Here is a 26478-nt window from a genome sequence, read left to right as displayed (position 1 = left end):
TCCACAAAACCCCTTGGGTGTTGTATGGTTAAGCCTCACGGGCAATTAGTACAGGTTAGCTCAATGCCTCGCAGCACTTACACACCCTGCCTATCAACGTTCTAGTCTTGAACAACCCTTAAGGACGCTTATAGCGTCAGGGAAAACTCATCTCAGGGCTCGCTTCCCGCTTAGATGCTTTCAGCGGTTATCGATTCCGAACTTAGCTACCGGGCAATGCCATTGGCATGACAACCCGAACACCAGAGGTTCGTCCACTCCGGTCCTCTCGTACTAGGAGCAGCCCCCTTCAATTTTCCAACGCCCACGGCAGATAGGGACCGAACTGTCTCACGACGTTCTAAACCCAGCTCGCGTACCACTTTAAATGGCGAACAGCCATACCCTTGGGACCGACTTCAGCCCCAGGATGTGATGAGCCGACATCGAGGTGCCAAACACCGCCGTCGATATGAACTCTTGGGCGGTATCAGCCTGTTATCCCCGGGTACCTTTTATCCGTTGAGCGATGGCCCTTCCATTCAGAACCACCGGATCACTATGACCTGCTTTCGCACCTGCTCGAATTGTCATTCTCGCAGTCAAGCGGGCTTATGCCATTGCACTAACCACACGATGTCCAACCGTGTTTAGCCCACCTTCGTGCTCCTCCGTTACTCTTTGGGAGGAGACCGCCCCAGTCAAACTACCCACCAGGCACTGTCCGTAATCCCGATTCAGGGACCAACGTTAGAACATCAAAACTACAAGGGTGGTATTTCAAGGACGACTCCACCACATCTAGCGACGCGGTTTCAAAGTCTCCCACCTATCCTACACATGTAGGTTCAATGTTCAGTGCCAAGCTGTAGTAAAGGTTCACGGGGTCTTTCCGTCTAGCCGCGGGTACACTGCATCTTCACAGCGATTTCAATTTCACTGAGTCTCGGGTGGAGACAGCGTGGCCATCATTACGCCATTCGTGCAGGTCGGAACTTACCCGACAAGGAATTTCGCTACCTTAGGACCGTTATAGTTACGGCCGCCGTTTACCGGGGCTTCGATCAAGAGCTTCGACCGAAGTCTAACCCCATCAATTAACCTTCCGGCACCGGGCAGGCGTCACACCGTATACGTCATCTTACGATTTTGCACAGTGCTGTGTTTTAATAAACAGTTGCAGCCACCTGGTATCTGCGACTCTCGTCTGCTCCATCCGCAAGGGACTTCACTGATAAGAGCGTACCTTCTCCCGAAGTTACGGTACCATTTTGCCTAGTTCCTTCACCCGAGTTCTCTCAAGCGCCTTGGTATTCTCTACCCGACCACCTGTGTCGGTTTGGGGTACGATTCCTTACAATCTGAAGCTTAGAGGCTTTTCCTGGAAGCATGGCATCAATGACTTCACTACCGTAGTAGCTCGACATCGTATCTCAGCGTTAATAGCGGTCCGGATTTACCTAAACCACCCGCCTACATACTTGAACCTGGACAACCGTCGCCAGGCCCACCTAGCCTTCTCCGTCCCCCCATCGCAATTGTAAGAAGTACGGGAATATTAACCCGTTTCCCATCGACTACGCCTTTCGGCCTCGCCTTAGAGTCGACTTACCCTGCCCCGATTAACGTTGGACAGGAACCCTTGGTCTTCCGGCGAGGGAGTTTTTCACTCCCTTTATCGTTACTCATGTCAGCATTCGCACTTCTGATACCTCCAGCAGCCCTTACAGACCACCTTCAACGGCTTACAGAACGCTCCCCTACCCCACATACCCTAAGGTATGTAGCCGCAGCTTCGGTGTATAGCTTAGCCCCGTTACATCTTCCGCGCAGGCCGACTCGACCAGTGAGCTATTACGCTTTCTTTAAATGATGGCTGCTTCTAAGCCAACATCCTGGCTGTCTGAGCCTTCCCACATCGTTTCCCACTTAGCTATACTTTGGGACCTTAGCTGGCGGTCTGGGTTGTTTCCCTCTCCACGACGGACGTTAGCACCCGCCGTGTGTCTCCCGGATAGTACTTACTGGTATTCGGAGTTTGCAAAGGGTTGGTAAGTCGGGATGACCCCTAGCCTTAACAGTGCTCTACCCCCAGTAGTATTCGTCCGAGGCGCTACCTAAATAGCTTTCGGGGAGAACCAGCTATCTCCAGGTTTGATTGGCCTTTCACCCCTAGCCACAAGTCATCCGCTAATTTTTCAACATTAGTCGGTTCGGTCCTCCAGTTGATGTTACTCAACCTTCAACCTGCCCATGGCTAGATCACCTGGTTTCGGGTCTAATCCTAGCAACTGTACGCCCAGTTAAGACTCGGTTTCCCTACGGCTCCCCAAACGGTTAACCTTGCTACTAAAATTAAGTCGCTGACCCATTATACAAAGGTACGCAGTCACACCACGAAGGTGCTCCTACTGCTTGTACGTACACGGTTTCAGGTTCTATTTCACTCCCCTCACAGGGGTTCTTTTCGCCTTTCCCTCACGGTACTGGTTCACTATCGGTCAGTCAGTAGTATTTAGCCTTGGAGGATGGTCCCCCCATATTCAGACAGGATATCACGTGTCCCGCCCTACTCGTTTTCACTGATGATGAGATGTCGATTACGGGGCTATCACCGCTTTATTGCGGCACTTTCCAGAGCCTTCATCTGTCTCATTAAAAGCTTAAGGGCTAATCCAATTTCGCTCGCCGCTACTTTCGGAATCTCGGTTGATTTCTCTTCCTCGGGGTACTTAGATGTTTCAGTTCCCCGGTTTGCCTCCTGTTGCTATGTATTCACAACAGGATACTTACTTATGTAAGTGGGTTTCCCCATTCAGGAATCCCAGACTTAAAGGTTATTACTACCTAATCTGGGCTTATCGCAAGTTATTACGCCTTTCATCGCCTCTGACTGCCAAGGCATCCACCGTGTACGCTTAGTCACTTAACCATACAACCCGAAAGGGTCTTAATGTATGGCAACTAACCAAGGTTTTTGGTTGTCATTAAGAAGGGTTAATTCTCAATGACTGTTTGCCGGACTCAATGTGAATCAAACTATGTTTGATTCGAATACAAGACACTTGAATGTGTTTGTTGTGTTTATACTGTTCTTATTAAATAAGAGCAGATAAACATTGAGAACTTTTAAATTTGATTGAATTACTCGTAAGTAATCAATCAGTCAGCTTTCCAAATTGTTAAAGAGCTTGATTTCTTTCGAAACCATTTTTAAAGATTCTTAGGGAAAAACCCTTAAAGATGGTGGAGCTATGCGGGATCGAACCGCAGACCTCCTGCGTGCAAGGCAGGCGCTCTCCCAGCTGAGCTATAGCCCCATCTAGGTCGATATTGGTGGGTCTGAGTGGACTTGAACCACCGACCTCCCGCTTATCAGGCGAGCGCTCTAACCAGCTGAGCTACAGACCCAATATCGTCTCTTAACTTTTCTAAACCTAATCAATCTGTGTGGACACTTATCGTGAGTATCTTCGTATAAGGAGGTGATCCAGCCCCAGGTTCCCCTAGGGCTACCTTGTTACGACTTCACCCCAGTCATGAACCACAAAGTGGTGAGCGTCCTCCCCGAAAGGTTAAACTACCCACTTCTTTTGCAGCCCACTCCCATGGTGTGACGGGCGGTGTGTACAAGGCCCGGGAACGTATTCACCGTAGCATTCTGATCTACGATTACTAGCGATTCCGACTTCATGGAGTCGAGTTGCAGACTCCAATCCGGACTACGACGCACTTTTTGGGATTCGCTCACTATCGCTAGCTTGCTGCCCTCTGTATACGCCATTGTAGCACGTGTGTAGCCCTACTCGTAAGGGCCATGATGACTTGACGTCGTCCCCACCTTCCTCCGGTTTATCACCGGCAGTCTCCCTGGGTTCCCGACATTACTCGCTGGCAAACAAGGATAAGGGTTGCGCTCGTTGCGGGACTTAACCCAACATTTCACAACACGAGCTGACGACAGCCATGCAGCACCTGTCTCAGAGCTCCCGAAGGCACACCTGCGTCTCCGCTGGCTTCTCTGGATGTCAAGAGTAGGTAAGGTTCTTCGCGTTGCATCGAATTAAACCACATGCTCCACCGCTTGTGCGGGCCCCCGTCAATTCATTTGAGTTTTAATCTTGCGACCGTACTCCCCAGGCGGTCTACTTAACGCGTTAGCTCCGAAAGCCACGGCTCAAGGCCACAACCTCCAAGTAGACATCGTTTACGGCGTGGACTACCAGGGTATCTAATCCTGTTTGCTCCCCACGCTTTCGCATCTGAGTGTCAGTATCTGTCCAGGGGCCGCCTTCGCCACTGGTATTCCTTCAGATCTCTACGCATTTCACCGCTACACCTGAAATTCTACCCCCCTCTACAGTACTCTAGTTCACCAGTTTCAAATGCAGTTCCGAGGTTGAGCCCCGGGCTTTCACATCTGACTTAATGAACCACCTGCATGCGCTTTACGCCCAGTAATTCCGATTAACGCTCGCACCCTCCGTATTACCGCGGCTGCTGGCACGGAGTTAGCCGGTGCTTCTTCTGTTGCTAACGTCAAGAGATAACGCTATTAACGTTACCCCCTTCCTCACAACTGAAAGTACTTTACAACCCGAAGGCCTTCTTCATACACGCGGCATGGCTGCATCAGGCTTTCGCCCATTGTGCAATATTCCCCACTGCTGCCTCCCGTAGGAGTCTGGACCGTGTCTCAGTTCCAGTGTGGCTGATCATCCTCTCAGACCAGCTAGGGATCGTCGCCTTGGTGAGCCATTACCTCACCAACTAGCTAATCCCACCTAGGCATATCTTGACGCGAGAGGCCCGAAGGTCCCCCTCTTTGGCCCGTAGGCATTATGCGGTATTAGCCATCGTTTCCAATGGTTATCCCCCACATCAAGGCAATTTCCTAGGCATTACTCACCCGTCCGCCGCTCGACGCCCATTAACGCACCCGAAGGATTGTTAGTGTCGTTTCCGCTCGACTTGCATGTGTTAGGCCTGCCGCCAGCGTTCAATCTGAGCCATGATCAAACTCTTCAATTTAAGATTTTGTGACTCAACGAATACTGACTTCAAAACTAATATTTACCGAAGTAAACATGTAATTCTAAAGCTATTACCATTCCAACAGAATGATAATGAATTGACTGTGCCAAATAACCGAGGTTATTTGTATTGGTCACTCAGTTCATTGAAATCATTGTGTTACCGAAGTAACTGCTTTACCTAAGTAAAACGTTTTGATATTCATCAACGAGTGCCCACACAGATTGATAGGTTTAAATTGTTAAAGAGCTTTGCTTTCAGTGCCTTAGCACTTAAGCAGGACGCGTATAATACGCTTTCTACTTTGAAAGTCAACATAAAATACTAAGAAAACTTAGAACTCTATGGTGACTTGTCTACTTAGTAGACAAAGTCGAAATTAAAGCCTGGCGATGTCCTACTCTCACATGGGGAAGCCCCACACTACCATCGGCGCTATTGTGTTTCACTTCTGAGTTCGGCATGGAATCAGGTGGGTCCACAATGCTATGGTCGCCAAGCAAATTTTAAAATTCGGAAAACTGTTTTTAAAAGTAACTCTTCAAACTCATTCAAGGTCTGTCTTTGAGTCCACAAAACCCCTTGGGTGTTGTATGGTTAAGCCTCACGGGCAATTAGTACAGGTTAGCTCAATGCCTCGCAGCACTTACACACCCTGCCTATCAACGTTCTAGTCTTGAACAACCCTTAAGGACGCTTATAGCGTCAGGGAAAACTCATCTCAGGGCTCGCTTCCCGCTTAGATGCTTTCAGCGGTTATCGATTCCGAACTTAGCTACCGGGCAATGCCATTGGCATGACAACCCGAACACCAGAGGTTCGTCCACTCCGGTCCTCTCGTACTAGGAGCAGCCCCTTCAATTTTCCAACGCCCACGGCAGATAGGGACCGAACTGTCTCACGACGTTCTAAACCCAGCTCGCGTACCACTTTAAATGGCGAACAGCCATACCCTTGGGACCGACTTCAGCCCCAGGATGTGATGAGCCGACATCGAGGTGCCAAACACCGCCGTCGATATGAACTCTTGGGCGGTATCAGCCTGTTATCCCCGGAGTACCTTTTATCCGTTGAGCGATGGCCCTTCCATTCAGAACCACCGGATCACTATGACCTGCTTTCGCACCTGCTCGAATTGTCATTCTCGCAGTCAAGCGGGCTTATGCCATTGCACTAACCACACGATGTCCAACCGTGTTTAGCCCACCTTCGTGCTCCTCCGTTACTCTTTGGGAGGAGACCGCCCCAGTCAAACTACCCACCAGGCACTGTCCGTAATCCCGATTCAGGGACCAACGTTAGAACATCAAAACTACAAGGGTGGTATTTCAAGGACGACTCCACCACATCTAGCGACGCGGTTTCAAAGTCTCCCACCTATCCTACACATGTAGGTTCAATGTTCAGTGCCAAGCTGTAGTAAAGGTTCACGGGGTCTTTCCGTCTAGCCGCGGGTACACTGCATCTTCACAGCGATTTCAATTTCACTGAGTCTCGGGTGGAGACAGCGTGGCCATCATTACGCCATTCGTGCAGGTCGGAACTTACCCGACAAGGAATTTCGCTACCTTAGGACCGTTATAGTTACGGCCGCCGTTTACCGGGGCTTCGATCAAGAGCTTCGACCGAAGTCTAACCCCATCAATTAACCTTCCGGCACCGGGCAGGCGTCACACCGTATACGTCATCTTACGATTTTGCACAGTGCTGTGTTTTTAATAAACAGTTGCAGCCACCTGGTATCTGCGACTCTCGTCTGCTCCATCCGCAAGGGACTTCACTGATAAGAGCGTACCTTCTCCCGAAGTTACGGTACCATTTTGCCTAGTTCCTTCACCCGAGTTCTCTCAAGCGCCTTGGTATTCTCTACCCGACCACCTGTGTCGGTTTGGGGTACGATTCCTTACAATCTGAAGCTTAGAGGCTTTTCCTGGAAGCATGGCATCAATGACTTCACTACCGTAGTAGCTCGACATCGTATCTCAGCGTTAGTAGCGGTCCGGATTTACCTAAACCACCCGCCTACGTACTTGAACCTGGACAACCGTCGCCAGGCCCACCTAGCCTTCTCCGTCCCCCATCGCAATTGTAAGAAGTACGGGAATATTAACCCGTTTCCCATCGACTACGCCTTTCGGCCTCGCCTTAGGAGTCGACTTACCCTGCCCCGATTAACGTTGGACAGGAACCCTTGGTCTTCCGGCGAGGGAGTTTTTCACTCCCTTTATCGTTACTCATGTCAGCATTCGCACTTCTGATACCTCCAGCAGCCCTTACAGACCACCTTCAACGGCTTACAGAACGCTCCCCTACCCCACATACCCTAAGGTATGTAGCCGCAGCTTCGGTGTATAGCTTAGCCCCGTTACATCTTCCGCGCAGGCCGACTCGACCAGTGAGCTATTACGCTTTCTTTAAATGATGGCTGCTTCTAAGCCAACATCCTGGCTGTCTGAGCCTTCCCACATCGTTTCCCACTTAGCTATACTTTGGGACCTTAGCTGGCGGTCTGGGTTGTTTCCCTCTCCACGACGGACGTTAGCACCCGCCGTGTGTCTCCCGGATAGTACTTACTGGTATTCGGAGTTTGCAAAGGGTTGGTAAGTCGGGATGACCCCCTAGCCTTAACAGTGCTCTACCCCCAGTAGTATTCGTCCGAGGCGCTACCTAAATAGCTTTCGGGGAGAACCAGCTATCTCCAGGTTTGATTGGCCTTTCACCCCTAGCCACAAGTCATCCGCTAATTTTTCAACATTAGTCGGTTCGGTCCTCCAGTTGATGTTACTCAACCTTCAACCTGCCCATGGCTAGATCACCTGGTTTCGGGTCTAATCCTAGCAACTGTACGCCCAGTTAAGACTCGGTTTCCCTACGGCTCCCCTAAACGGTTAACCTTGCTACTAAAATTAAGTCGCTGACCCATTATACAAAGGTACGCAGTCACACCACGAAGGTGCTCCTACTGCTTGTACGTACACGGTTTCAGGTTCTATTTCACTCCCCTCACAGGGGTTCTTTTCGCCTTTCCCTCACGGTACTGGTTCACTATCGGTCAGTCAGTAGTATTTAGCCTTGGAGGATGGTCCCCATATTCAGACAGGATATCACGTGTCCCGCCCTACTCGTTTTCACTGATGATGAGATGTCGATTACGGGGCTATCACCGCTTTATTGCGGCACTTTCCAGAGCCTTCATCTGTCTCATTAAAAGCTTAAGGGCTAATCCAATTTCGCTCGCCGCTACTTTCGGAATCTCGGTTGATTTCTCTTCCTCGGGGTACTTAGATGTTTCAGTTCCCCCGGTTTGCCTCCTGTTGCTATGTATTCACAACAGGATACTTACTTATGTAAGTGGGTTTCCCCATTCAGGAATCCCAGACTTAAAGGTTATTACTACCTAATCTGGGCTTATCGCAAGTTATTACGCCTTTCATCGCCTCTGACTGCCAAGGCATCCACCGTGTACGCTTAGTCACTTAACCATACAACCCGAAAGGGTCTTAATGTATGGCAACTAACCAAGGTTTTTGGTTGTCATTAAGAAGGGTTAATTCTCAATGACTGTTTGCCGGACTCAATGTGAATCAAACTATGTTTGATTCGAATACAAGACACTTGAATGTGTTTGTTGTGTTTATACTGTTCTTATTAAATAAGAGCAGATAAACATTGAGAACTTTTAAATTTGATTGAATTACTCGTAAGTAATCAATCAGTCAGCTTTCCAAATTGTTAAAGAGCTTGATTCAATAAATGAACCATTTTTAAAAGCACTTAAATAAATGCGCTTAAAGATGGTATCCCGTAGGGGAGTCGAACCCCTGTTACCGCCGTGAAAGGGCGGTGTCCTAGGCCTCTAGACGAACGGGACATAGGTTACTCTTAACTGTTTAAACATATCAATCTGTGTGGACACTTATCGTGAGTATCTTCGTATAAGGAGGTGATCCAGCCCCAGGTTCCCCTAGGGCTACCTTGTTACGACTTCACCCCAGTCATGAACCACAAAGTGGTGAGCGTCCTCCCGAAAGGTTAAACTACCCACTTCTTTTGCAGCCCACTCCCATGGTGTGACGGGCGGTGTGTACAAGGCCCGGGAACGTATTCACCGTAGCATTCTGATCTCACGATTACTAGCGATTCCGACTTCATGGAGTCGAGTTGCAGACTCAATCCGGACTACGACGCACTTTTTGGGATTCGCTCACCATCGCTGGCTTGCTGCCCTCTGTATGCGCCATTGTAGCACGTGTGTAGCCCTACTCGTAAGGGCCATGATGACTTGACGTCGTCCCCACCTTCCTCCGGTTTATCACCGGCAGTCTCCCTGGGTTCCCGACATTACTCGCTGGCAAACAAGGATAAGGGTTGCGCTCGTTGCGGGACTTAACCCAACATTTCACAACACGAGCTGACGACAGCCATGCAGCACCTGTCTCAGAGCTCCCGAAGGCACACCTGCGTCTCCGCTGGCTTCTCTGGATGTCAAGAGTAGGTAAGGTTCTTCGCGTTGCATCGAATTAAACCACATGCTCCACCGCTTGTGCGGGCCCCCGTCAATTCATTTGAGTTTTAATCTTGCGACCGTACTCCCCAGGCGGTCTACTTAACGCGTTAGCTCCGAAAGCCACGGCTCAAGGCCACAACCTCCAAGTAGACATCGTTTACGGCGTGGACTACCAGGGTATCTAATCCTGTTTGCTCCCCACGCTTTCGCATCTGAGTGTCAGTATCTGTCCAGGGGCCGCCTTCGCCACTGGTATTCCTTCAGATCTCTACGCATTTCACCGCTACACCTGAAATTCTACCCCCCTCTACAGTACTCTAGTTCATCAGTTTCAAATGCAGTTCCGAGGTTGAGCCCCGGGCTTTCACATCTGACTTAATGAACCACCTGCATGCGCTTTACGCCCAGTAATTCCGATTAACGCTCGCACCCTCCGTATTACCGCGGCTGCTGGCACGGAGTTAGCCGGTGCTTCTTCTGTTGCTAACGTCAAGAGATAGCGCTATTAACACTACCCCCTTCCTCACAACTGAAAGTACTTTACAACCCGAAGGCCTTCTTCATACACGCGGCATGGCTGCATCAGGCTTTCGCCCATTGTGCAATATTCCCCACTGCTGCCTCCCGTAGGAGTCTGGACCGTGTCTCAGTTCCAGTGTGGCTGATCATCCTCTCAGACCAGCTAGGGATCGTCGCCTTGGTGAGCCATTACCTCACCAACTAGCTAATCCCACCTAGGCATATCTTGACGCGAGAGGCCCGAAGGTCCCCTCTTTGGCCCGTAGGCATTATGCGGTATTAGCCATCGTTTCCAATGGTTATCCCCACATCAAGGCAATTTCCTAGGCATTACTCACCCGTCCGCCGCTCGACGCCCATTAACGCACCCGAAGGATTGTTAGTGTCGTTTCCGCTCGACTTGCATGTGTTAGGCCTGCCGCCAGCGTTCAATCTGAGCCATGATCAAACTCTTCAATTTAAGATTTTGTGACTCAACGAATACTGACTTCAAAACTAATATTTACCGAAGTAAACATGTAATTCTAAAGCTATTACCATTCCAACAGAATGATAATGAATTGACTGTGCCAAATAACCGAAGTTATTTGTATTGGTCACTCAGTTCATTGAAATCATTGTGTTACCGAAGTAACTGCTATTACCTAAGTAATAACGTTTTGATATTCATCAACGAGTGCCCACACAGATTGATAGGTTTAAATTGTTAAAGAGCTTTGCTTTCAGTGCCTTAGCACTTAAGCAGGACGCGTATAATACGCTTTCTACTTTGAAAGTCAACATAAAATACTAAGAAAACTTAGAACTCTATGGTGACTTGTCTACTTAGTAGACAAAGTCGAAATTAAAGCCTGGCGATGTCCTACTCTCACATGGGGAAGCCCCACACTACCATCGGCGCTATTGTGTTTCACTTCTGAGTTCGGCATGGAATCAGGTGGGTCCACAATGCTATGGTCGCCAAGCAAATTTTAAAATTCGGAAAACTGTATTTAAAAGTAACTCTTCAAACTCATTCAAGGTCTGTCTTTGAGTCCACAAAACCCCTTGGGTGTTGTATGGTTAAGCCTCACGGGCAATTAGTACAGGTTAGCTCAATGCCTCGCAGCACTTACACACCCTGCCTATCAACGTTCTAGTCTTGAACAACCCTTAAGGACGCTTATAGCGTCAGGGAAAACTCATCTCAGGGCTCGCTTCCCGCTTAGATGCTTTCAGCGGTTATCGATTCCGAACTTAGCTACCGGGCAATGCCATTGGCATGACAACCCGAACACCAGAGGTTCGTCCACTCCGGTCCTCTCGTACTAGGAGCAGCCCCTTCAATTTTCCAACGCCCACGGCAGATAGGGACCGAACTGTCTCACGACGTTCTAAACCCAGCTCGCGTACCACTTTAAATGGCGAACAGCCATACCCTTGGGACCGACTTCAGCCCCAGGATGTGATGAGCCGACATCGAGGTGCCAAACACCGCCGTCGATATGAACTCTTGGGCGGTATCAGCCTGTTATCCCCGGGTACCTTTTATCCGTTGAGCGATGGCCCTTCCATTCAGAACCACCGGATCACTATGACCTGCTTTCGCACCTGCTCGAATTGTCATTCTCGCAGTCAAGCGGGCTTATGCCATTGCACTAACCACACGATGTCCAACCGTGTTTAGCCCACCTTCGTGCTCCTCCGTTACTCTTTGGGAGGAGACCGCCCCAGTCAAACTACCCACCAGGCACTGTCCGTAATCCCGATTCAGGGACCAACGTTAGAACATCAAAACTACAAGGGTGGTATTTCAAGGACGACTCCACCACATCTAGCGACGCGGTTTCAAAGTCTCCCACCTATCCTACACATGTAGGTTCAATGTTCAGTGCCAAGCTGTAGTAAAGGTTCACGGGGTCTTTCCGTCTAGCCGCGGGTACACTGCATCTTCACAGCGATTTCAATTTCACTGAGTCTCGGGTGGAGACAGCGTGGCCATCATTACGCCATTCGTGCAGGTCGGAACTTACCCGACAAGGAATTTCGCTACCTTAGGACCGTTATAGTTACGGCCGCCGTTTACCGGGGCTTCGATCAAGAGCTTCGACCGAAGTCTAACCCCATCAATTAACCTTCCGGCACCGGGCAGGCGTCACACCGTATACGTCATCTTACGATTTTGCACAGTGCTGTGTTTTTAATAAACAGTTGCAGCCACCTGGTATCTGCGACTCTCGTCTGCTCCATCCGCAAGGGACTTCACTGATAAGAGCGTACCTTCTCCCGAAGTTACGGTACCATTTTGCCTAGTTCCTTCACCCGAGTTCTCTCAAGCGCCTTGGTATTCTCTACCCGACCACCTGTGTCGGTTTGGGGTACGATTCCTTACAATCTGAAGCTTAGAGGCTTTTCCTGGAAGCATGGCATCAATGACTTCACTACCGTAGTAGCTCGACATCGTATCTCAGCGTTAGTAGCGGTCCGGATTTACCTAAACCACCCGCCTACGTACTTGAACCTGGACAACCGTCGCCAGGCCCACCTAGCCTTCTCCGTCCCCCATCGCAATTGTAAGAAGTACGGGAATATTAACCCGTTTCCCATCGACTACGCCTTTCGGCCTCGCCTTAGGAGTCGACTTACCCTGCCCCGATTAACGTTGGACAGGAACCCTTGGTCTTCCGGCGAGGGAGTTTTTCACTCCCTTTATCGTTACTCATGTCAGCATTCGCACTTCTGATACCTCCAGCAGCCCTTACAGACCACCTTCAACGGCTTACAGAACGCTCCCCTACCCCACATACCCTAAGGTATGTAGCCGCAGCTTCGGTGTATAGCTTAGCCCCGTTACATCTTCCGCGCAGGCCGACTCGACCAGTGAGCTATTACGCTTTCTTTAAATGATGGCTGCTTCTAAGCCAACATCCTGGCTGTCTGAGCCTTCCCACATCGTTTCCCACTTAGCTATACTTTGGGACCTTAGCTGGCGGTCTGGGTTGTTTCCCTCTCCACGACGGACGTTAGCACCCGCCGTGTGTCTCCCGGATAGTACTTACTGGTATTCGGGTTTGCAAAGGGTTGGTAAGTCGGGATGACCCCTAGCCTTAACAGTGCTCTACCCCCAGTAGTATTCGTCCGAGGCGCTACCTAAATAGCTTTCGGGGAGAACCAGCTATCTCCAGGTTTGATTGGCCTTTCACCCCTAGCCACAAGTCATCCGCTAATTTTTCAACATTAGTCGGTTCGGTCCTCCAGTTGATGTTATTCAACCTTCAACCTGCCCATGGCTAGATCACCTGGTTTCGGGTCTAATCCTAGCAACTGTACGCCCAGTTAAGACTCGGTTTCCCTACGGCTCCCCTAAACGGTTAACCTTGCTACTAAAATTAAGTCGCTGACCCATTATACAAAGGTACGCAGTCACACCACGAAGGTGCTCCTACTGCTTGTACGTACACGGTTTCAGGTTCTATTTCACTCCCCTCACAGGGGTTCTTTTCGCCTTTCCCTCACGGTACTGGTTCACTATCGGTCAGTCAGTAGTATTTAGCCTTGGAGGATGGTCCCCCCATATTCAGACAGGATATCACGTGTCCCGCCCTACTCGTTTTCACTGATGATGAGATGTCGATTACGGGGCTATCACCGCTTTATTGCGGCACTTTCCAGAGCCTTCATCTGTCTCATTAAAAGCTTAAGGGCTAATCAATTTCGCTCGCCGCTACTTTCGGAATCTCGGTTGATTTCTCTTCCTCGGGGTACTTAGATGTTTCGGTTCCCCGGTTTGCCTCCTGTTGCTATGTATTCACAACAGGATACTTACTATGTAAGTGGGTTTCCCCATTCAGGAATCCCAGACTTAAAGGTTATTACTACCTAATCTGGGCTTATCGCAAGTTATTACGCCTTTCATCGCCTCTGACTGCCAAGGCATCCACCGTGTACGCTTAGTCACTTAACCATACAACCCGAAAGGGTCTTAGTGTATGGCAACTAACCAAGGTTTTTGGTTGTCATTAAGAAGGGTTAATTCTCAATGACTGTTTGCCGGACTCAATTTCGATTCAAACTAAGTTTGAATCACTCTTTATTTCCACTTTTAAAAAGTGAAGACAAAAAGCCAAGACACTTGAATGTGTTTGTTGTGTTTATACTGTTCTTATTAAATAAGAGCAGATAAACATTGAGAACTTTTAAATTTGATTGAATTACTCGTAAGTAAATCAATCAGTCAGCTTTCCAAATTGTTAAAGAGCATAAAGCAAAAAGCTTTAATCAATAACTTGCGTTATTAATTAAAGCTCTGGCTTTAACTAAATCTAAACCATCAATCTGTGTGGACACTTATCGTGAATATCTTCGTATAAGGAGGTGATCCAGCCCCAGGTTCCCCTAGGGCTACCTTGTTACGACTTCACCCCAGTCATGAACCACAAAGTGGTGAGCGTCCTCCCCGAAAGGTTAAACTACCCACTTCTTTTGCAGCCCCCATGGTGTGACGGGCGGTGTGTACAAGGCCCGGAACGTATTCACCGTAGCATTCTGATCTACGATTACTAGCGATTCCGACTTCATGGAGTCGAGTTGCAGACTCAATCCGGACTACGACGCACTTTTTGGGATTCGCTTACCATCGCTGGCTTGCTGCCCTCTGTATGCGCCATTGTAGCACGTGTGTAGCCCTACTCGTAAGGGCCATGATGACTTGACGTCGTCCCCACCTTCCTCCGGTTTATCACCGGCAGTCTCCCTGGAGTTCCCGACATTACTCGCTGGCAAACAAGGATAAGGGTTGCGCTCGTTGCGGGACTTAACCCAACATTTCACAACACGAGCTGACGACAGCCATGCAGCACCTGTCTCAGAGCTCCCGAAGGCACACCTGCGTCTCCGCTGGCTTCTCTGGATGTCAAGAGTAGGTAAGGTTCTTCGCGTTGCATCGAATTAAACCACATGCTCCACCGCTTGTGCGGGCCCCCGTCAATTCATTTGAGTTTTAATCTTGCGACCGTACTCCCCAGGCGGTCTACTTAACGCGTTAGCTCCGAAAGCCACGGCTCAAGGCCACAACCTCCAAGTAGACATCGTTTACGGCGTGGACTACCAGGGTATCTAATCCTGTTTGCTCCCCACGCTTTCGCATCTGAGTGTCAGTATCTGTCCAGGGGCCGCCTTCGCCACTGGTATTCCTTCAGATCTCTACGCATTTCACCGCTACACCTGAAATTCTACCCCCCTCTACAGTACTCTAGTTCACCAGTTTCAAATGCAGTTCCGAGGTTGAGCCCCGGGCTTTCACATCTGACTTAATGAACCACCTGCATGCGCTTTACGCCCAGTAATTCCGATTAACGCTCGCACCCTCCGTATTACCGCGGCTGCTGGCACGGAGTTAGCCGGTGCTTCTTCTGTTGCTAACGTCAAGAGATAGCGCTATTAACGCTACCCCCTTCCTCACAACTGAAAGTACTTTACAACCCGAAGGCCTTCTTCATACACGCGGCATGGCTGCATCAGGCTTTCGCCCATTGTGCAATATTCCCCACTGCTGCCTCCCGTAGGAGTCTGGACCGTGTCTCAGTTCCAGTGTGGCTGATCATCCTCTCAGACCAGCTAGGGATCGTCGCCTTGGTGAGCCATTACCTCACCAACTAGCTAATCCCACCTAGGCATATCTTGACGCGAGAGGCCCGAAGGTCCCCCTCTTTGGCCCGTAGGCATTATGCGGTATTAGCCATCGTTTCCAATGGTTATCCCCCACATCAAGGCAATTTCCTAGGCATTACTCACCCGTCCGCCGCTCGACGCCCATTAAAGCACCCGAAGGATTGTTAGTGTCGTTTCCGCTCGACTTGCATGTGTTAGGCCTGCCGCCAGCGTTCAATCTGAGCCATGATCAAACTCTTCAATTTAAGGTTTTGTGACTCAACGAATACTGACTTCAAAACTACTGTGTAATTTTAAAGCTATTACCATTCCAACAGAATGGTAATGAATTGACTGTGCCAAATAACCCCTCTCTATTAAGAATAGTAATTATTTGTATTGGTCACTCAGTTCATTGAAATCATTTTGATTCCGGAGAATCTGTTTTATCTAACGATAAAACGCTTTGATATTCATCAACGAGTGCCCACACAGATTGATAGGTTTAAATTGTTAAAGAACTTCTCTTCGTTGTGACTTACATCACTTCGGAAGAGGCGGCCATTCTAGCGATTTAATTCTCAGTGTCAAACACTTTTGAAAATTAATTTCTACTTTCTAAAAGTAGAAGCGAATAATCGCTTAAAGCTAGTTGCCTCACTAACATTCTTCGCTGAAGCCTTGTGGCGTCTGCCGTGTCAGTGAGGCGGCATTATAGAGATATTCATCACATTGGCAAGTATTTATTAAAGAAAAATGCAAAAATAACGACTACATGACGAATAAACACCCAAAGCCTTATTTATGCAACTTTAACTACAAAGTACCTACAAAATAACCACAGACTTATCCACATTTGCTTTAATTTTATCCCCTAGAAACAAAAAAGCTGCCTTATGGCAGCCTTTTAAATAGAAAGGAATCTAAATCCCAGAACCATATTGCTCTCCATCATCCTCATGAAGCCCACACTCTCGTTTTAATCCATTAAAGCGGGTTTCTTCTTCCGTCATACCCGGTTCCCATTTCTTAGTCGTATGTGTATCTCCAACAGAAAGGTAACCCTGCTCTCGAAGCGGGTGATAACTTAAGCCGTGTTCTTCTAGGTAGTAGTGAACATCTTTATTCGTCCAATCGATTACCGGCAAGAATTTAAACACACCATTTTGGATAGATAGGATTGGCAGATTCGCACGCGATTGAGATTGCTCCCTTCTTAAACCGGAAAACCATGTCCCAGCCTCCAGTTCATCTAGCGCACGCCTCATCGGTTCTACTTTATTAAGCTTGTTGTACTTCTCTATCCCTTCTATACCTTGGTTCCAAAGTTTGCCATATTGCGCTTCTTGCCAATTAGGGCTCTGCTGCGCTCGAAAGACTTGAAGGTTTAGAGTCAACTTCTGACTTAACTCATCTATAAAGCGATACGTTTCAGGGAATAGATAACCTGTATCCGTCAAGATAACGGGAATATCAGGTTTTGCTTGTGTGACCAAGTGAAGCATTAACGCGGCTTGAATGCCGAAACTTGAAGACACCACATGTGTTCCTTCCAAGTTTTCTAATGCCCACTTAACTCTTTCTAATGCTGTTAGCTGTTCTAACTCAGCATTAATTTGTCCAAGACGAAGTATTTGCTTCGTCTTAGTCAATGCGAGTAGTTCTGCTAACTTCAGCTTTGAAGCGACAGAATTATGCATGCAGATCCCTCTTTGAAATGATCACCTCTTCGATGATGCCGGTTCGGATAGTGAAATCGCCAAAGCCTTCATTGTCTTGTCGTTCTGTAGCCCAGCGTCCCACCAGCGAATCAATCTCTTCTAAGATCTGAGCTGATGTGATGTTCTCTTTATACATTTTAGGAATACGAGTACCTGCCTTGTTCCCACCTAAGTGCATATTGTAACGACCTGGTGCTTTACCCACTAAACCAAGCTCAGCCAACATCGCGCGACCACAACCGTTTGGACAACCAGTGATTCGAAGGATGATGTTATCTTCTTCTGGTAATCCATGCTTCTTGAGAATGTCTTCAACATCTGTCACGAACTCGGGAAGAAAACGTTCGGCTTCTGCCATTGCTAGAGGACATGTTGGGAATGCCACACACGCCATTGAATTTTTGCGTTGCTCACTTACCGTGTCATCCATCAGACCATATTGACGTGCCAGTTTCTCAATCTTGGCTTTTTGGCTCGTCGACACGCCCGCAACAATTAAGTTTTGGTTTGCAGTCATGCGGAAATCGCCTTTGTGGATCTTCGCAATTTCAGCCACACCCGTTTTCAAAGCCTTACCTGGGAAATCAAGTAAACGACCATTTTCAATAAACAGTGCTAAGTGGTGTTTTCCGTCGATACCTTCCGCCCAACCGATACGGTCACCACGGCCAGTAAACTCATAAGGACGACTTTCAGAGAACTCGACACCGGCACGCTTTTCAACTTCCGCTTTGAAGACATCAATGCCAACACGGTCTAATGTGTATTTGGTTTTTGCGTTCTTACGGTTTGAACGGTTACCCCAATCACGCTGTGTAGTCACAACAGCTGCTGCTACATCTAATGTCTTCTCTAATGGTACAAAACCAAAGTCGTCAGCTTTACGTGCATAAGTAGAAGTATCGCCGTGCGTCATTGCTAAGCCGCCACCCACTAACACGTTAAAGCCCACCAGCTTTCCGTCTTTTGCAATCGCTACAAAGTTAAGGTCATTGGCATGAACGTCTACGTCATTCTGTGGAGGAATTACAACCGTCGTCTTGAACTTACGCGGTAGGTAATTACTACCTAGAATCGGTTCTTCGTCTGTTGTTTCTAATTTCTCACCATCTAACCAGATTTCCGCATAAGCGCGAGTCTTAGGTAATAGATGTTCACTGATCTTTTTCGCCCACTCATACGCTTCTTGGTGAAGCTCAGATTCAACCGGGTTTGTTGTACACAGAACATTTCGGTTTACGTCACCTGCTGTCGCAATTGAATCAATGCCAATACTGTTTAGCGTTTGGTGCATCAATTTAATGTTCGGCTTCAACACACCATGGAACTGGAAGGTTTGACGTGTTGTTAGACGAATAGACCCATAAGAGGTGCTTTCATCTGCGAACTTATCAATCGCTAACCATTGTTTAGGAGTGATGATGCCACCAGGCATACGCGCACGAAGCATGACATTATGTAAAGGTTCTAACTTTTGTTTTGCACGCTCGTTGCGAATGTCACGGTCATCTTGTTGATACATACCGTGGAAGCGGATCAGCTGAAAGTTGTCAGCGGTAAAACCACCAGTGATACGGTCTTGAAGATCTTGTTCAATCGTACCGCGTAGATTCTTACTTTCACGCTTCAAACGCTCATTGTCAGCCAAAGGTCCAAGCACTTGACCTAGCACTTCTTGCTCTATTACTTGCTTGCTCATTAGTACACATCCCTTTGGTAACGTTTCGCTTTACGTAAATCATTAATATATTGTTCAGCTTGCTCACGGCTTTGGTTGCCATGTTTTTCCGCTATCGTCACTAACGCTTCATGAACATCTTTCGCCATTCGAGTCGCATCACCACAAACATAGAGGTATGCGCCCTCTTGCAGCCATTGCCAAACCAGCTCTGCTTGTTCGATTAAACGGTCTTGAACATAAACTTTTTCTTTTTGGTCACGGCTAAAGGCAACATCCAATTTGGTTAGCGCACCAGATTTGAGGTATTTCTGCCATTCAACTTGGTATAAGAAATCTTGAGTAAAGGTACGGTCACCGAAGAATAACCAGCTCTTACCTTGAGCATCATTGTTTTCACGCTCTTGAACAAAACTGCGGAAAGGAGCAATACCTGTACCAGGACCGACCATAATGATTGGCGTGTTGTCGTCTTGTGGTAACTTGAAGTTATTGTTGTTCTCTACAAACACCTTAACTTCGCCACCTTCTTCAAGGCGCTGAGCCAAGAAGCTTGATGCTCCACCTAAACGAGACTCTTCACCTTTTTGGTACTCAACTAAGCCAACCGTTAAGTGGACTTCTTCATCCACTTCTGCTTGGCTCGATGCAATAGAGTAGAGACGTGGAGTCAGCTTGCGTAATAGGCCTAATAACTCATCAGCCGATAATTTGGTTTTCTTCTCTGCTAATACGTCAACGATCTGAGTATTGCCTGCGTATTCACGAAGCTTGTCTTTATCTTCCACCAGCTTGATTAACTTCTTGCTGCCAGATAACTCAGCAAACTTAGTTACAAGTTGAGGGTTTGACGTGGTGATCTCGAACTTGCTCACTAGAGCGCTATGGATAGATAAGTTTTCACCATCTACATCGACACTCTCGATACCAGACAGCCCAACCTTCGCGAGAATCTGATTCGCCAATTCTGAACTGTTTTCATACCACACACCCAACGCATCACCCGGTTGGTAAGTGATACCAGACTCATCAAGATCAATCTCGATGTGACGAACATCTTTACCCGAATCACGACCAGTGATCTTCTGGCTTGTTAGCAATGTCGCTGTGTATGGGTTTTGTTTGGTGTATTGCGAATGACCAGCAGCCGCTTGACCTACTGGTAGCTGAACCACTTCCGCTTCAGCGCCCGTCGACAATGCTTCTTGAACTTGTGACAGCGCTTTCGCACGCCACTCTGTTGCCGATGCTTCATAATCAACATCGCAGTCAAGACGGTCAACAAACGATTTAGCACCAAGCTTAGAAAGGAAGTTATCGAAGTCTTTAGCGGTTTGGCAGAAGAACTCGTAGCTTGAGTCACCTAAACCAATCACACCATATTGTAGGTTTGCTAGCTTTGGCGCTTTCTTAGACTGAAGGAATTCGTGCAACTCAATAGCGTTATCAGGTGCTTCACCTTCACCATTGGTTGATGCTACAAAAATGACGTGTGTCTCTTTCGCTAGATTCTTACCTTTGTAGTCACTGGCATCGAAAAGCTCGACGGCAATCCCTAAGGCTTTAGCTTCTGCTTCAAGCGATTCAGCAACACCTTTCGCGTTACCCGTTTGAGAAGCAAAGATAATACTTAGCTTACCCGCTGGTTTAGCGGCTACAGCAGCGGCTGCTTGAGCGATTGGTGCAGTTGCGCCTACAGGCTGAGCTTGGCTCACACCCCAAAGATAGCCGCTGACCCATGCCAGTTGCTGAGAAGATAGTTCAGAAACAGTTTGCTGAAGATGACCTAATTGTTGGTCATTAAGTGGTGCTGCTAGCCCAGGTAACTCATTAGCCCCAGACTGTGCATTATTATTTTGTGAAGACTCTTTCTTATTTAAAGACATGGTCACGACATCCCTAATCATTGCGTGACGATAGATTAACCACTCCTTTTAATAACAAGAAAGAATAGAAAAGTATGTTTTATAACTTTTTGGAAGTAAAAACCGATTGAAACGCAATTTGACTTACTGGTTTTCGATCCGTACTTGCTGAAAGCCAACCGCCATTGCCGACTTAGAAGCTAAGTCTAGATCCGCATAATGGCACTCCTCACCATGAACATCAGTGAGCAGAACAAAGCCGCCTCCCATATGGCGAAACTCTACAACCCAAGACCCTTCTTGTATTGAGGGCTCTATGACCGCTTCCACTAGCAGGTTTTCTCGATACAAATTTCGTAATTCATTGAGTGTCATATTCCATCCCTTGCTTTGACCTCACAACATAGACTCTATAAGAATAGACGCTAATCAGCTCTCTGTATAAGGATGGTCGAAAGTGATGAATGTGCTAACTAATTCCAGAAAGATATATACCCAAGTAACCAATAGATATAAAAAACGCCACTTAATAAAGTTAATGCCGTTCGGATAAGCATTACTGCTTGAACCTAAATGGATATTTGGCTGGAACAAAGAGGACTGAACGTGGAAACGTTCGGTCCTTTCTTTTATCCGGAAGAATGAAGTGACTCAGACTTTCTCTCATCCTTTTAAGTTTGACTGGTAGGGTTCCGTCTGGACTTAAAGCTAACCAACGTAACTGAGCATCTATAAGGTTAATTGCAGCAGTAAAGCTTACCCTAGTTGCTCGAACCCCGGCTTCTGAAGCTATATTAACCATCTCTAATCGCACTAAGTTATAGGCGAGTAATACGCCCCAAAGCTCTTGCTTCACACCGGCAGAAAAACGACTTCGTAAAGTGACGTGGCTTTGCAGTTGAGTCTGTTTAATTTCACCATAACCCTCTTCAATCTCCCAGCGTTGCCAATAAATACGCAGCAAGCTTTCTAGCGAGTATTTATTAGGGTCTGTAAGTGAAGTAATAAAACCTTTTATCTCACCTTTTGGCTCTTGATATAAGACTAATCTGGCTTCCCAACGTGCGGGTAAATTTGGGTTCTGCCGTTGAGCTTGAGGAGAGATAGGCATTGAAATGAGCATGTCGTTCTCAGCATATTTCTCCAACACTTCATAGCGTAGCTTACGTTTTGCAGGCATTAACCAGTGAGCATTTTCCGCACTCTCTTGCCACGACAACAAAAGGTCTGCCGAGAAATAACAACGATCAAATAAGGTCAATGAATGTGCGGGGACATCATTGAATAGACGCTTAGCTAAGGTCGTTTCACCGACATGACAACCATCAAAAGCTGCCCCCATAATCATTCGAGTTTCTGTTGACATCAAAGCGACTAAACGAAGTTGAGGATAAGGTTTTAATTTTTTAGAGATGAACCCAAATTCTTCAGCGTTCTCTGTGGAATCTTGACACCTAAATGTTGTCCCATCGACAGCAAGAACATTAAGCCCTAAGTCTTTGTCTTGTTGAAGGATATCTTCGCGCCAAGCCTTTACCGTTGTGTGAAATAGAGCTGCTAACGGACTCTCATCTAGACGTCGGCGTGAATCAGTTAGGACACTGGGTGCAACACGAGACCAGCTATCTTCAGGTTTAGGCTGAAGTGCGATGTCTAATGAACTGCATACCTCTTTGATAGACATGTTGCGTTGCAGCCCCATCCAAATAACTAACCAGACAGCTTGCTGAGCGGGAAGTCGGCGTCGTCTTATGCTCGCTTTATTGGTTTCAAGAAGAGCTTGTTCTATCCACTCAATCTGAATGGCGTCGACGACAGATTCATAATTGTCGGCATCTTCAATGGTCTCGTGTGCCATTGCTAATTCTTGTTCAAGCATAAAAAATCCCCATCAACGTTGTTGATGGGGATTATCTGCTAACTGCAAGATCGTTCAAGTCTTCTCAAACGATCGGCATTAGACTTTAATAGTCGGCTTTTAAAATTTGTTCTAAATGCTTTTCAAAATAAGCTTTAATCGCTTAGAAGCGTACTTCCGCACCAGCAAACCAGCCATCTACCATAACAAAGCTTTTACCTAGATCAGATTTAAAGAACTCATCTGAGTCTAGGTCGATAACACGGTAGCCACCACGCAGAGCAATTTCAGATTCTGACACAGGGATTCGGTACTGAACACCTGCCATTAGGTCCGTGCTCTTAATGCCGCTGCTATCACCGAATTCCATCGTACCAATGATATCGAAGTTGGTATCAGGAACGTTGATCTCTGCGTTACCGTAGAAGCTCCACGTAAATTCATCAAAAGTTGATGTTTTCGCGCCTGTCACTGTTGGTTCGATGTAATTCGAGTTTGAATACTGAGTAAACGTTACACCCGCATCGAAGTTCATCAGCTTGTGTTCTAACAGCGTGTAATAAAACGTGTAGTCGTACTTATCAAAAGCCAAAGCATCCGTATCAATAGACGTATAACGGAAGCTAGCATTTGGCAGCATTGGGGCATTATGCTCAAATGCGAAATACACAGAAGGAGAGTTAGAATCTTCGTCTTGTCTCACTTCGTTTAGCTTGGTACTTCCCCACCACATATCGGCACCGACTTTAGCCGTGTAAGAAAACTCTTCTTCAGCAGCGACTGCCGAACTTAAAGATAGCATTCCTACTAAAGCAATTAATGGCATTTTATTCATTTGAGATAGCTCCAATTCCATATCGTTGTGCTAAGTGTATGCACATTCATAGATTATTGGGGAAAATTCTATCACACATCTTAAAGACTAGAACGATAAACCGCTGGTGAATAAAGATTTGACGGCATCATGACGTTAGTAACGTCTTTGGTTAGAACTGTGTACATAGTTTTTGAAAAACCACACACCGATTGCAATCACAATCAACCAAGGCAACAGCTTAAAGACGACACTCATCATACCCAAGACCAGCATGACTAACAGTGCTACACCAGTTGCGGCCAATACCGTCATAAACGTAATACCAGTGACAAGCAGAGTTGCTACGAAAATAAGAACAAAGATTAATTCAAACATAATGGTCTCCCTAATGAGTTCATGACCTATCTTTCCTACTTTCAACATTGCAGCTTCTGTACCAAGTTACAAAAACCAACAAAACCCTTATTTATCAAGCAAATAAAAAGCCACGTATTTTCACACGTGGCTTTCCAACAAATCAAAGTGGTAAATTTAGCCTCTAATGGCGAATTTAACCTTAACGTAGACTCTTCACCTTGAGAGAGGCTATACGTTCAGCTCTTTAGGAATCTTAGCTAATGCCGTCTGCATTACTTCGATACCTGCGCCTTTCTTATGTGCATTTTCGCTGATGTAGCGACGCCATTGTCTCGCACCCGGCATGCTTTGGAAAAGACCAAGCATATGACGAGAGATATGTCCTAAGCTCGCACCATTTGAAAGTTCACGCTCAATGTACGGGTACATCTCTTCAACAACTTGTGAGCGTTTCTTAATTGGCGTATCTAAGCCAAAGATCTGTTGGTCAACTTCCGCAAGAATAAATGGACTATGGTAAGCCTCACGACCGATCATCACACCATCAAGGTGTTGCAAGTGCTCTTTAGTTTGCTCAAGAGTAGTAATACCACCATTCACGGCAATCACTAGATCAGAGAAGTCTTTCTTGATTTGGTATGCACGATCGTAGTCTAGAGGTGGGATCTCTCGGTTCTCTTTCGGGCTTAGACCACTCAACCATGCTTTACGTGCATGGATAGTAAATTGCTCACAGCCGCCTTTTTCAGAAACTGTCGAAACAAACTTAGTTAGAAACTCATAAGAGTCTTGATCATCGATACCAATTCGCATTTTCACTGTGATTGGAATATCGGTCACTTCTTTCATTGCTGATACACAATCTGCCACCAGCTCAGGCTCAGCCATTAGGCAAGCACCAAAGCGACCGTTTTGAACTCGGTCTGAAGGGCAACCTACGTTAAGGTTTACTTCATCATAGCCACGCTCACCAGCAAGCTTGGCACAAGCAGCTAAGTCAACTGGGTTTGAACCACCAAGTTGAAGTGCAAGAGGGTGTTCTTGCTCGTTATATTCTAGGAAGTCGCCCTTACCATGTAAGATCGCGCCCGTTGTTACCATTTCCGTGTACAGAAGAGTCTGCTGAGAAAGCAAACGGTGAAAGTAACGACAGTGGCGGTCAGTCCAATCGAGCATTGGAGCGACGGACAACCTACATGAATGTGTCATGGTAAAGTACCCTAGTAGCGAGTCAAAAAAATATGCTGGAATACCCAGCAAAAGCAAGGTCGGCTATTGTAAATGCTATACCCTGTTTGTGCTATATGAACTTTGCCTCACACTTTTTTTATAAACCTATTCACCAGATCTCTAATTCAACCTCACTAATCAGTTATGCCTTGAGTCACACTGTCATTTTGAGTTACCTTGTCTTATTCAAAGTCGTGGGTCACAATACGCTCTGTACCTGACTTTAATAGAAATCATTGGCCCCCAAAACGTAGTAACCTAGAAATAGAGTTTGGATAGGGATGGCCGATTGAATGGTGAAAAATTTGGACCACACATTAATAGAGCAAGTTGAAGGGATATGCGCATCGCGAGGCGTTCGATTAACGCCTCAAAGAAAGCGAGTGTTTGAGCTCATTCTCTCTAATAAAAAAGCCTCCAGTGCTTATGAATTGTTAGAGCAGTTGAAAGTCAGTGAACCACAAGCCAAACCACCTACGGTTTATCGCGCTTTAGATTTCTTGTTAGAACAAGGTTTCATTCACCGAGTTGAGTCAACCAATAGCTTTATATGCTGCTGTTCTTGCAATGCCGACAAACATTTCTCTCAACTACTGATCTGCGATAAATGTGGCACTGTGATAGAACTGCAAGACGATGCGCTTGTCACTCTACTCGCGAGTAACGCTGAGAAGCATGGCTTTCAATTGACCAATCATGTCATTGAATCACATGGCATTTGCCAAAGCTGCTCCTCTGAGATGAAAGAATAAGATTATAGAAGAACATTATGCGCGCTGAATTTGTAAACCCGTTTTTAGCTTCTTTGATGAACGTATTAAAAACGATGGCTTCTCTAGAATTGAAGCCACAAAAACCAAGAGTGAAGAAAGATGAAATCGCTCGTGGTGATGTATCTGGCCTGATTGGTATGGTGGGTACACAGTCTCGTGGTTCGATGTCGATCACCTTCGATGAAGGTCTCGCTCTCGAAATCATGGAAAACATGCTAGGTGAACGACCAAACGGCCTGAACGAAGAAGTGACCGATATGGTGGGTGAAATCACTAACATGGTAACGGGCGGTGCAAAACGTATTCTTGCAGAAAGCGGCTTTGACTTCGACATGGCAACGCCAATCGTGGTTTCCGGTAAAGGCCACACGATTCGTCACAAGTGTGATGGGGCGATCATCATCATGCCTTTCTCATCTCAATGGGGTAATGCCTTCATCGAGATCTGCTTCGAATAGAAGTAGCGCCACTATGAATATTTAAGAGGCTGACAGATATGTCAGCCTTTTTTA

General features: G+C 47.0%; 10 protein-coding genes, 3 tRNA genes and 8 rRNA genes. 2 read left to right on the top strand and 19 right to left on the bottom strand.

Annotation, left to right across the window (positions count from 1 at the left end):
- Window positions 1–24: 24 nt before the first annotated feature.
- The 19 genes from ITG10_RS09780 to dusA all read right to left on the bottom strand — a co-directional run bounded on the left by ITG10_RS09780 (window position 25) and on the right by dusA (window position 25172).
- Window positions 25–2911 (bottom strand): 23S ribosomal RNA (locus tag ITG10_RS09780).
- A gap of 312 nt (window positions 2912–3223) precedes the next feature.
- Window positions 3224–3299, bottom strand: a tRNA-Ala gene (locus ITG10_RS09775).
- Between the two features lie 14 nt (window positions 3300–3313).
- A tRNA-Ile gene (locus ITG10_RS09770) sits at window positions 3314–3390 on the bottom strand.
- Window positions 3391–3457: 67 nt separating this feature from the next.
- Window positions 3458–5010, bottom strand: a 16S ribosomal RNA gene (locus ITG10_RS09765).
- 387 nt (window positions 5011–5397) lie between these two features.
- Window positions 5398–5513, bottom strand: a 5S ribosomal RNA gene (rrf, locus tag ITG10_RS09760).
- A gap of 93 nt (window positions 5514–5606) precedes the next feature.
- Window positions 5607–8495, bottom strand: a 23S ribosomal RNA gene (locus ITG10_RS09755).
- A 313-nt stretch (window positions 8496–8808) separates the two neighbouring features.
- Window positions 8809–8884 (bottom strand) — tRNA-Glu (locus ITG10_RS09750).
- A gap of 65 nt (window positions 8885–8949) precedes the next feature.
- Window positions 8950–10499, bottom strand: a 16S ribosomal RNA gene (locus ITG10_RS09745).
- A 389-nt stretch (window positions 10500–10888) separates the two neighbouring features.
- Window positions 10889–11004: ribosomal RNA gene (rrf, locus tag ITG10_RS09740) — 5S ribosomal RNA — on the bottom strand.
- A gap of 93 nt (window positions 11005–11097) precedes the next feature.
- Window positions 11098–13982, bottom strand: a 23S ribosomal RNA gene (locus tag ITG10_RS09735).
- A gap of 403 nt (window positions 13983–14385) precedes the next feature.
- A 16S ribosomal RNA gene (locus ITG10_RS09730) occupies window positions 14386–15933 on the bottom strand.
- The 16S, 23S and 5S rRNA genes sit together here with 3 tRNA genes alongside, the layout of an rRNA operon.
- Before the next feature lie 657 nt (window positions 15934–16590).
- Window positions 16591–17367 carry a phosphoadenylyl-sulfate reductase gene (locus ITG10_RS09725; protein WP_017632681.1) on the bottom strand — a complete coding sequence of 259 codons (777 nt, stop codon included), beginning with the start codon at window positions 17365–17367 and terminating at the stop codon, window positions 16591–16593.
- On the bottom strand, window positions 17360–19087 hold the full coding sequence (gene cysI, locus ITG10_RS09720) for an assimilatory sulfite reductase (NADPH) hemoprotein subunit (RefSeq protein ID WP_017632682.1): 1728 nt from the start codon (window positions 19085–19087) through the stop codon (window positions 17360–17362). The genes ITG10_RS09725 and cysI overlap by 8 nt, the downstream gene beginning before the upstream one ends.
- Window positions 19087–20952 carry an assimilatory sulfite reductase (NADPH) flavoprotein subunit gene (locus ITG10_RS09715; RefSeq protein WP_026084431.1) on the bottom strand — a complete coding sequence of 622 codons (1866 nt, stop codon included), beginning with the start codon at window positions 20950–20952 and terminating at the stop codon, window positions 19087–19089. Before ITG10_RS09715 ends, cysI begins: the two co-directional genes overlap by 1 nt.
- Before the next feature lie 123 nt (window positions 20953–21075).
- Entirely contained in the window at window positions 21076–21306 is a 231-nt protein-coding gene (locus tag ITG10_RS09710) for a hypothetical protein (RefSeq protein ID WP_017632684.1), read from the bottom strand.
- Between the two features lie 181 nt (window positions 21307–21487).
- Window positions 21488–22810, bottom strand: a complete 1323-nt coding sequence (locus ITG10_RS09705) for an IS4 family transposase (RefSeq protein WP_017632685.1) — start codon at window positions 22808–22810, stop codon at window positions 21488–21490.
- A gap of 142 nt (window positions 22811–22952) precedes the next feature.
- The gene (locus tag ITG10_RS09700) at window positions 22953–23624 is read right to left on the bottom strand and encodes a TIGR04219 family outer membrane beta-barrel protein (protein WP_026084432.1); all 672 of its coding nucleotides are present in this window, start codon (window positions 23622–23624) and stop codon (window positions 22953–22955) included.
- A 135-nt stretch (window positions 23625–23759) separates the two neighbouring features.
- Window positions 23760–23981, bottom strand: coding sequence for an envelope stress response protein PspG (gene pspG, locus ITG10_RS09695; RefSeq protein WP_017632687.1), 222 nt, complete (start codon window positions 23979–23981; stop codon window positions 23760–23762).
- A gap of 210 nt (window positions 23982–24191) precedes the next feature.
- Window positions 24192–25172 (bottom strand): tRNA dihydrouridine(20/20a) synthase DusA, encoded by a 981-nt coding sequence (gene dusA, locus ITG10_RS09690; RefSeq protein ID WP_026084433.1) that lies wholly within the window; start codon window positions 25170–25172, stop codon window positions 24192–24194.
- Window positions 25173–25486: 314 nt separating this feature from the next.
- Between dusA and zur the strand changes: the two genes are divergently transcribed.
- Both zur and ITG10_RS09680 read left to right on the top strand, forming a co-directional pair.
- A complete protein-coding gene (gene zur / locus ITG10_RS09685; RefSeq protein ID WP_026084434.1) occupies window positions 25487–25945 on the top strand; it encodes a zinc uptake transcriptional repressor Zur in 459 nt (152 codons plus the stop codon).
- Window positions 25946–25962: 17 nt separating this feature from the next.
- Complete coding sequence (locus tag ITG10_RS09680; protein ID WP_017059940.1) at window positions 25963–26424, top strand: chemotaxis protein CheX; 462 nt, start codon at window positions 25963–25965, stop codon at window positions 26422–26424.
- Window positions 26425–26478 lie beyond the last annotated feature (54 nt).

It is taken from the genome of Vibrio sp. ED004 (genome assembly GCF_023206395.1).
GTDB lineage: Bacteria > Pseudomonadota > Gammaproteobacteria > Enterobacterales > Vibrionaceae > Vibrio.
Note: the sequence above shows the minus strand (reverse complement) of the source record. Positions and strands in the feature narration are given on the sequence as shown.

Bases quoted from the DNA above. Each gene is read 5' to 3' on its own strand.
- ITG10_RS09725 (WP_017632681.1), bottom strand. From the start codon at position 17,367: ATGCATAATTCTGTCGCTTCAAAGCTGAAGTTAGCAGAACTACTCGCA.
- cysI (WP_017632682.1), bottom strand. From the start codon at position 19,087: ATGAGCAAGCAAGTAATAGAGCAAGAAGTGCTAGGTCAAGTGCTTGGA.
- ITG10_RS09715 (WP_026084431.1), bottom strand. From the start codon at position 20,952: ATGTCTTTAAATAAGAAAGAGTCTTCACAAAATAATAATGCACAGTCT.
- ITG10_RS09710 (WP_017632684.1), bottom strand. From the start codon at position 21,306: ATGACACTCAATGAATTACGAAATTTGTATCGAGAAAACCTGCTAGTG.
- ITG10_RS09705 (WP_017632685.1), bottom strand. From the start codon at position 22,810: ATGCTTGAACAAGAATTAGCAATGGCACACGAGACCATTGAAGATGCC.
- ITG10_RS09700 (WP_026084432.1), bottom strand. From the start codon at position 23,624: ATGAATAAAATGCCATTAATTGCTTTAGTAGGAATGCTATCTTTAAGT.
- pspG (WP_017632687.1), bottom strand. From the start codon at position 23,981: ATGTTTGAATTAATCTTTGTTCTTATTTTCGTAGCAACTCTGCTTGTC.
- dusA (WP_026084433.1), bottom strand. From the start codon at position 25,172: ATGACACATTCATGTAGGTTGTCCGTCGCTCCAATGCTCGATTGGACT.
- zur (WP_026084434.1), top strand. From the start codon at position 25,487: ATGGTGAAAAATTTGGACCACACATTAATAGAGCAAGTTGAAGGGATA.
- ITG10_RS09680 (WP_017059940.1), top strand. From the start codon at position 25,963: ATGCGCGCTGAATTTGTAAACCCGTTTTTAGCTTCTTTGATGAACGTA.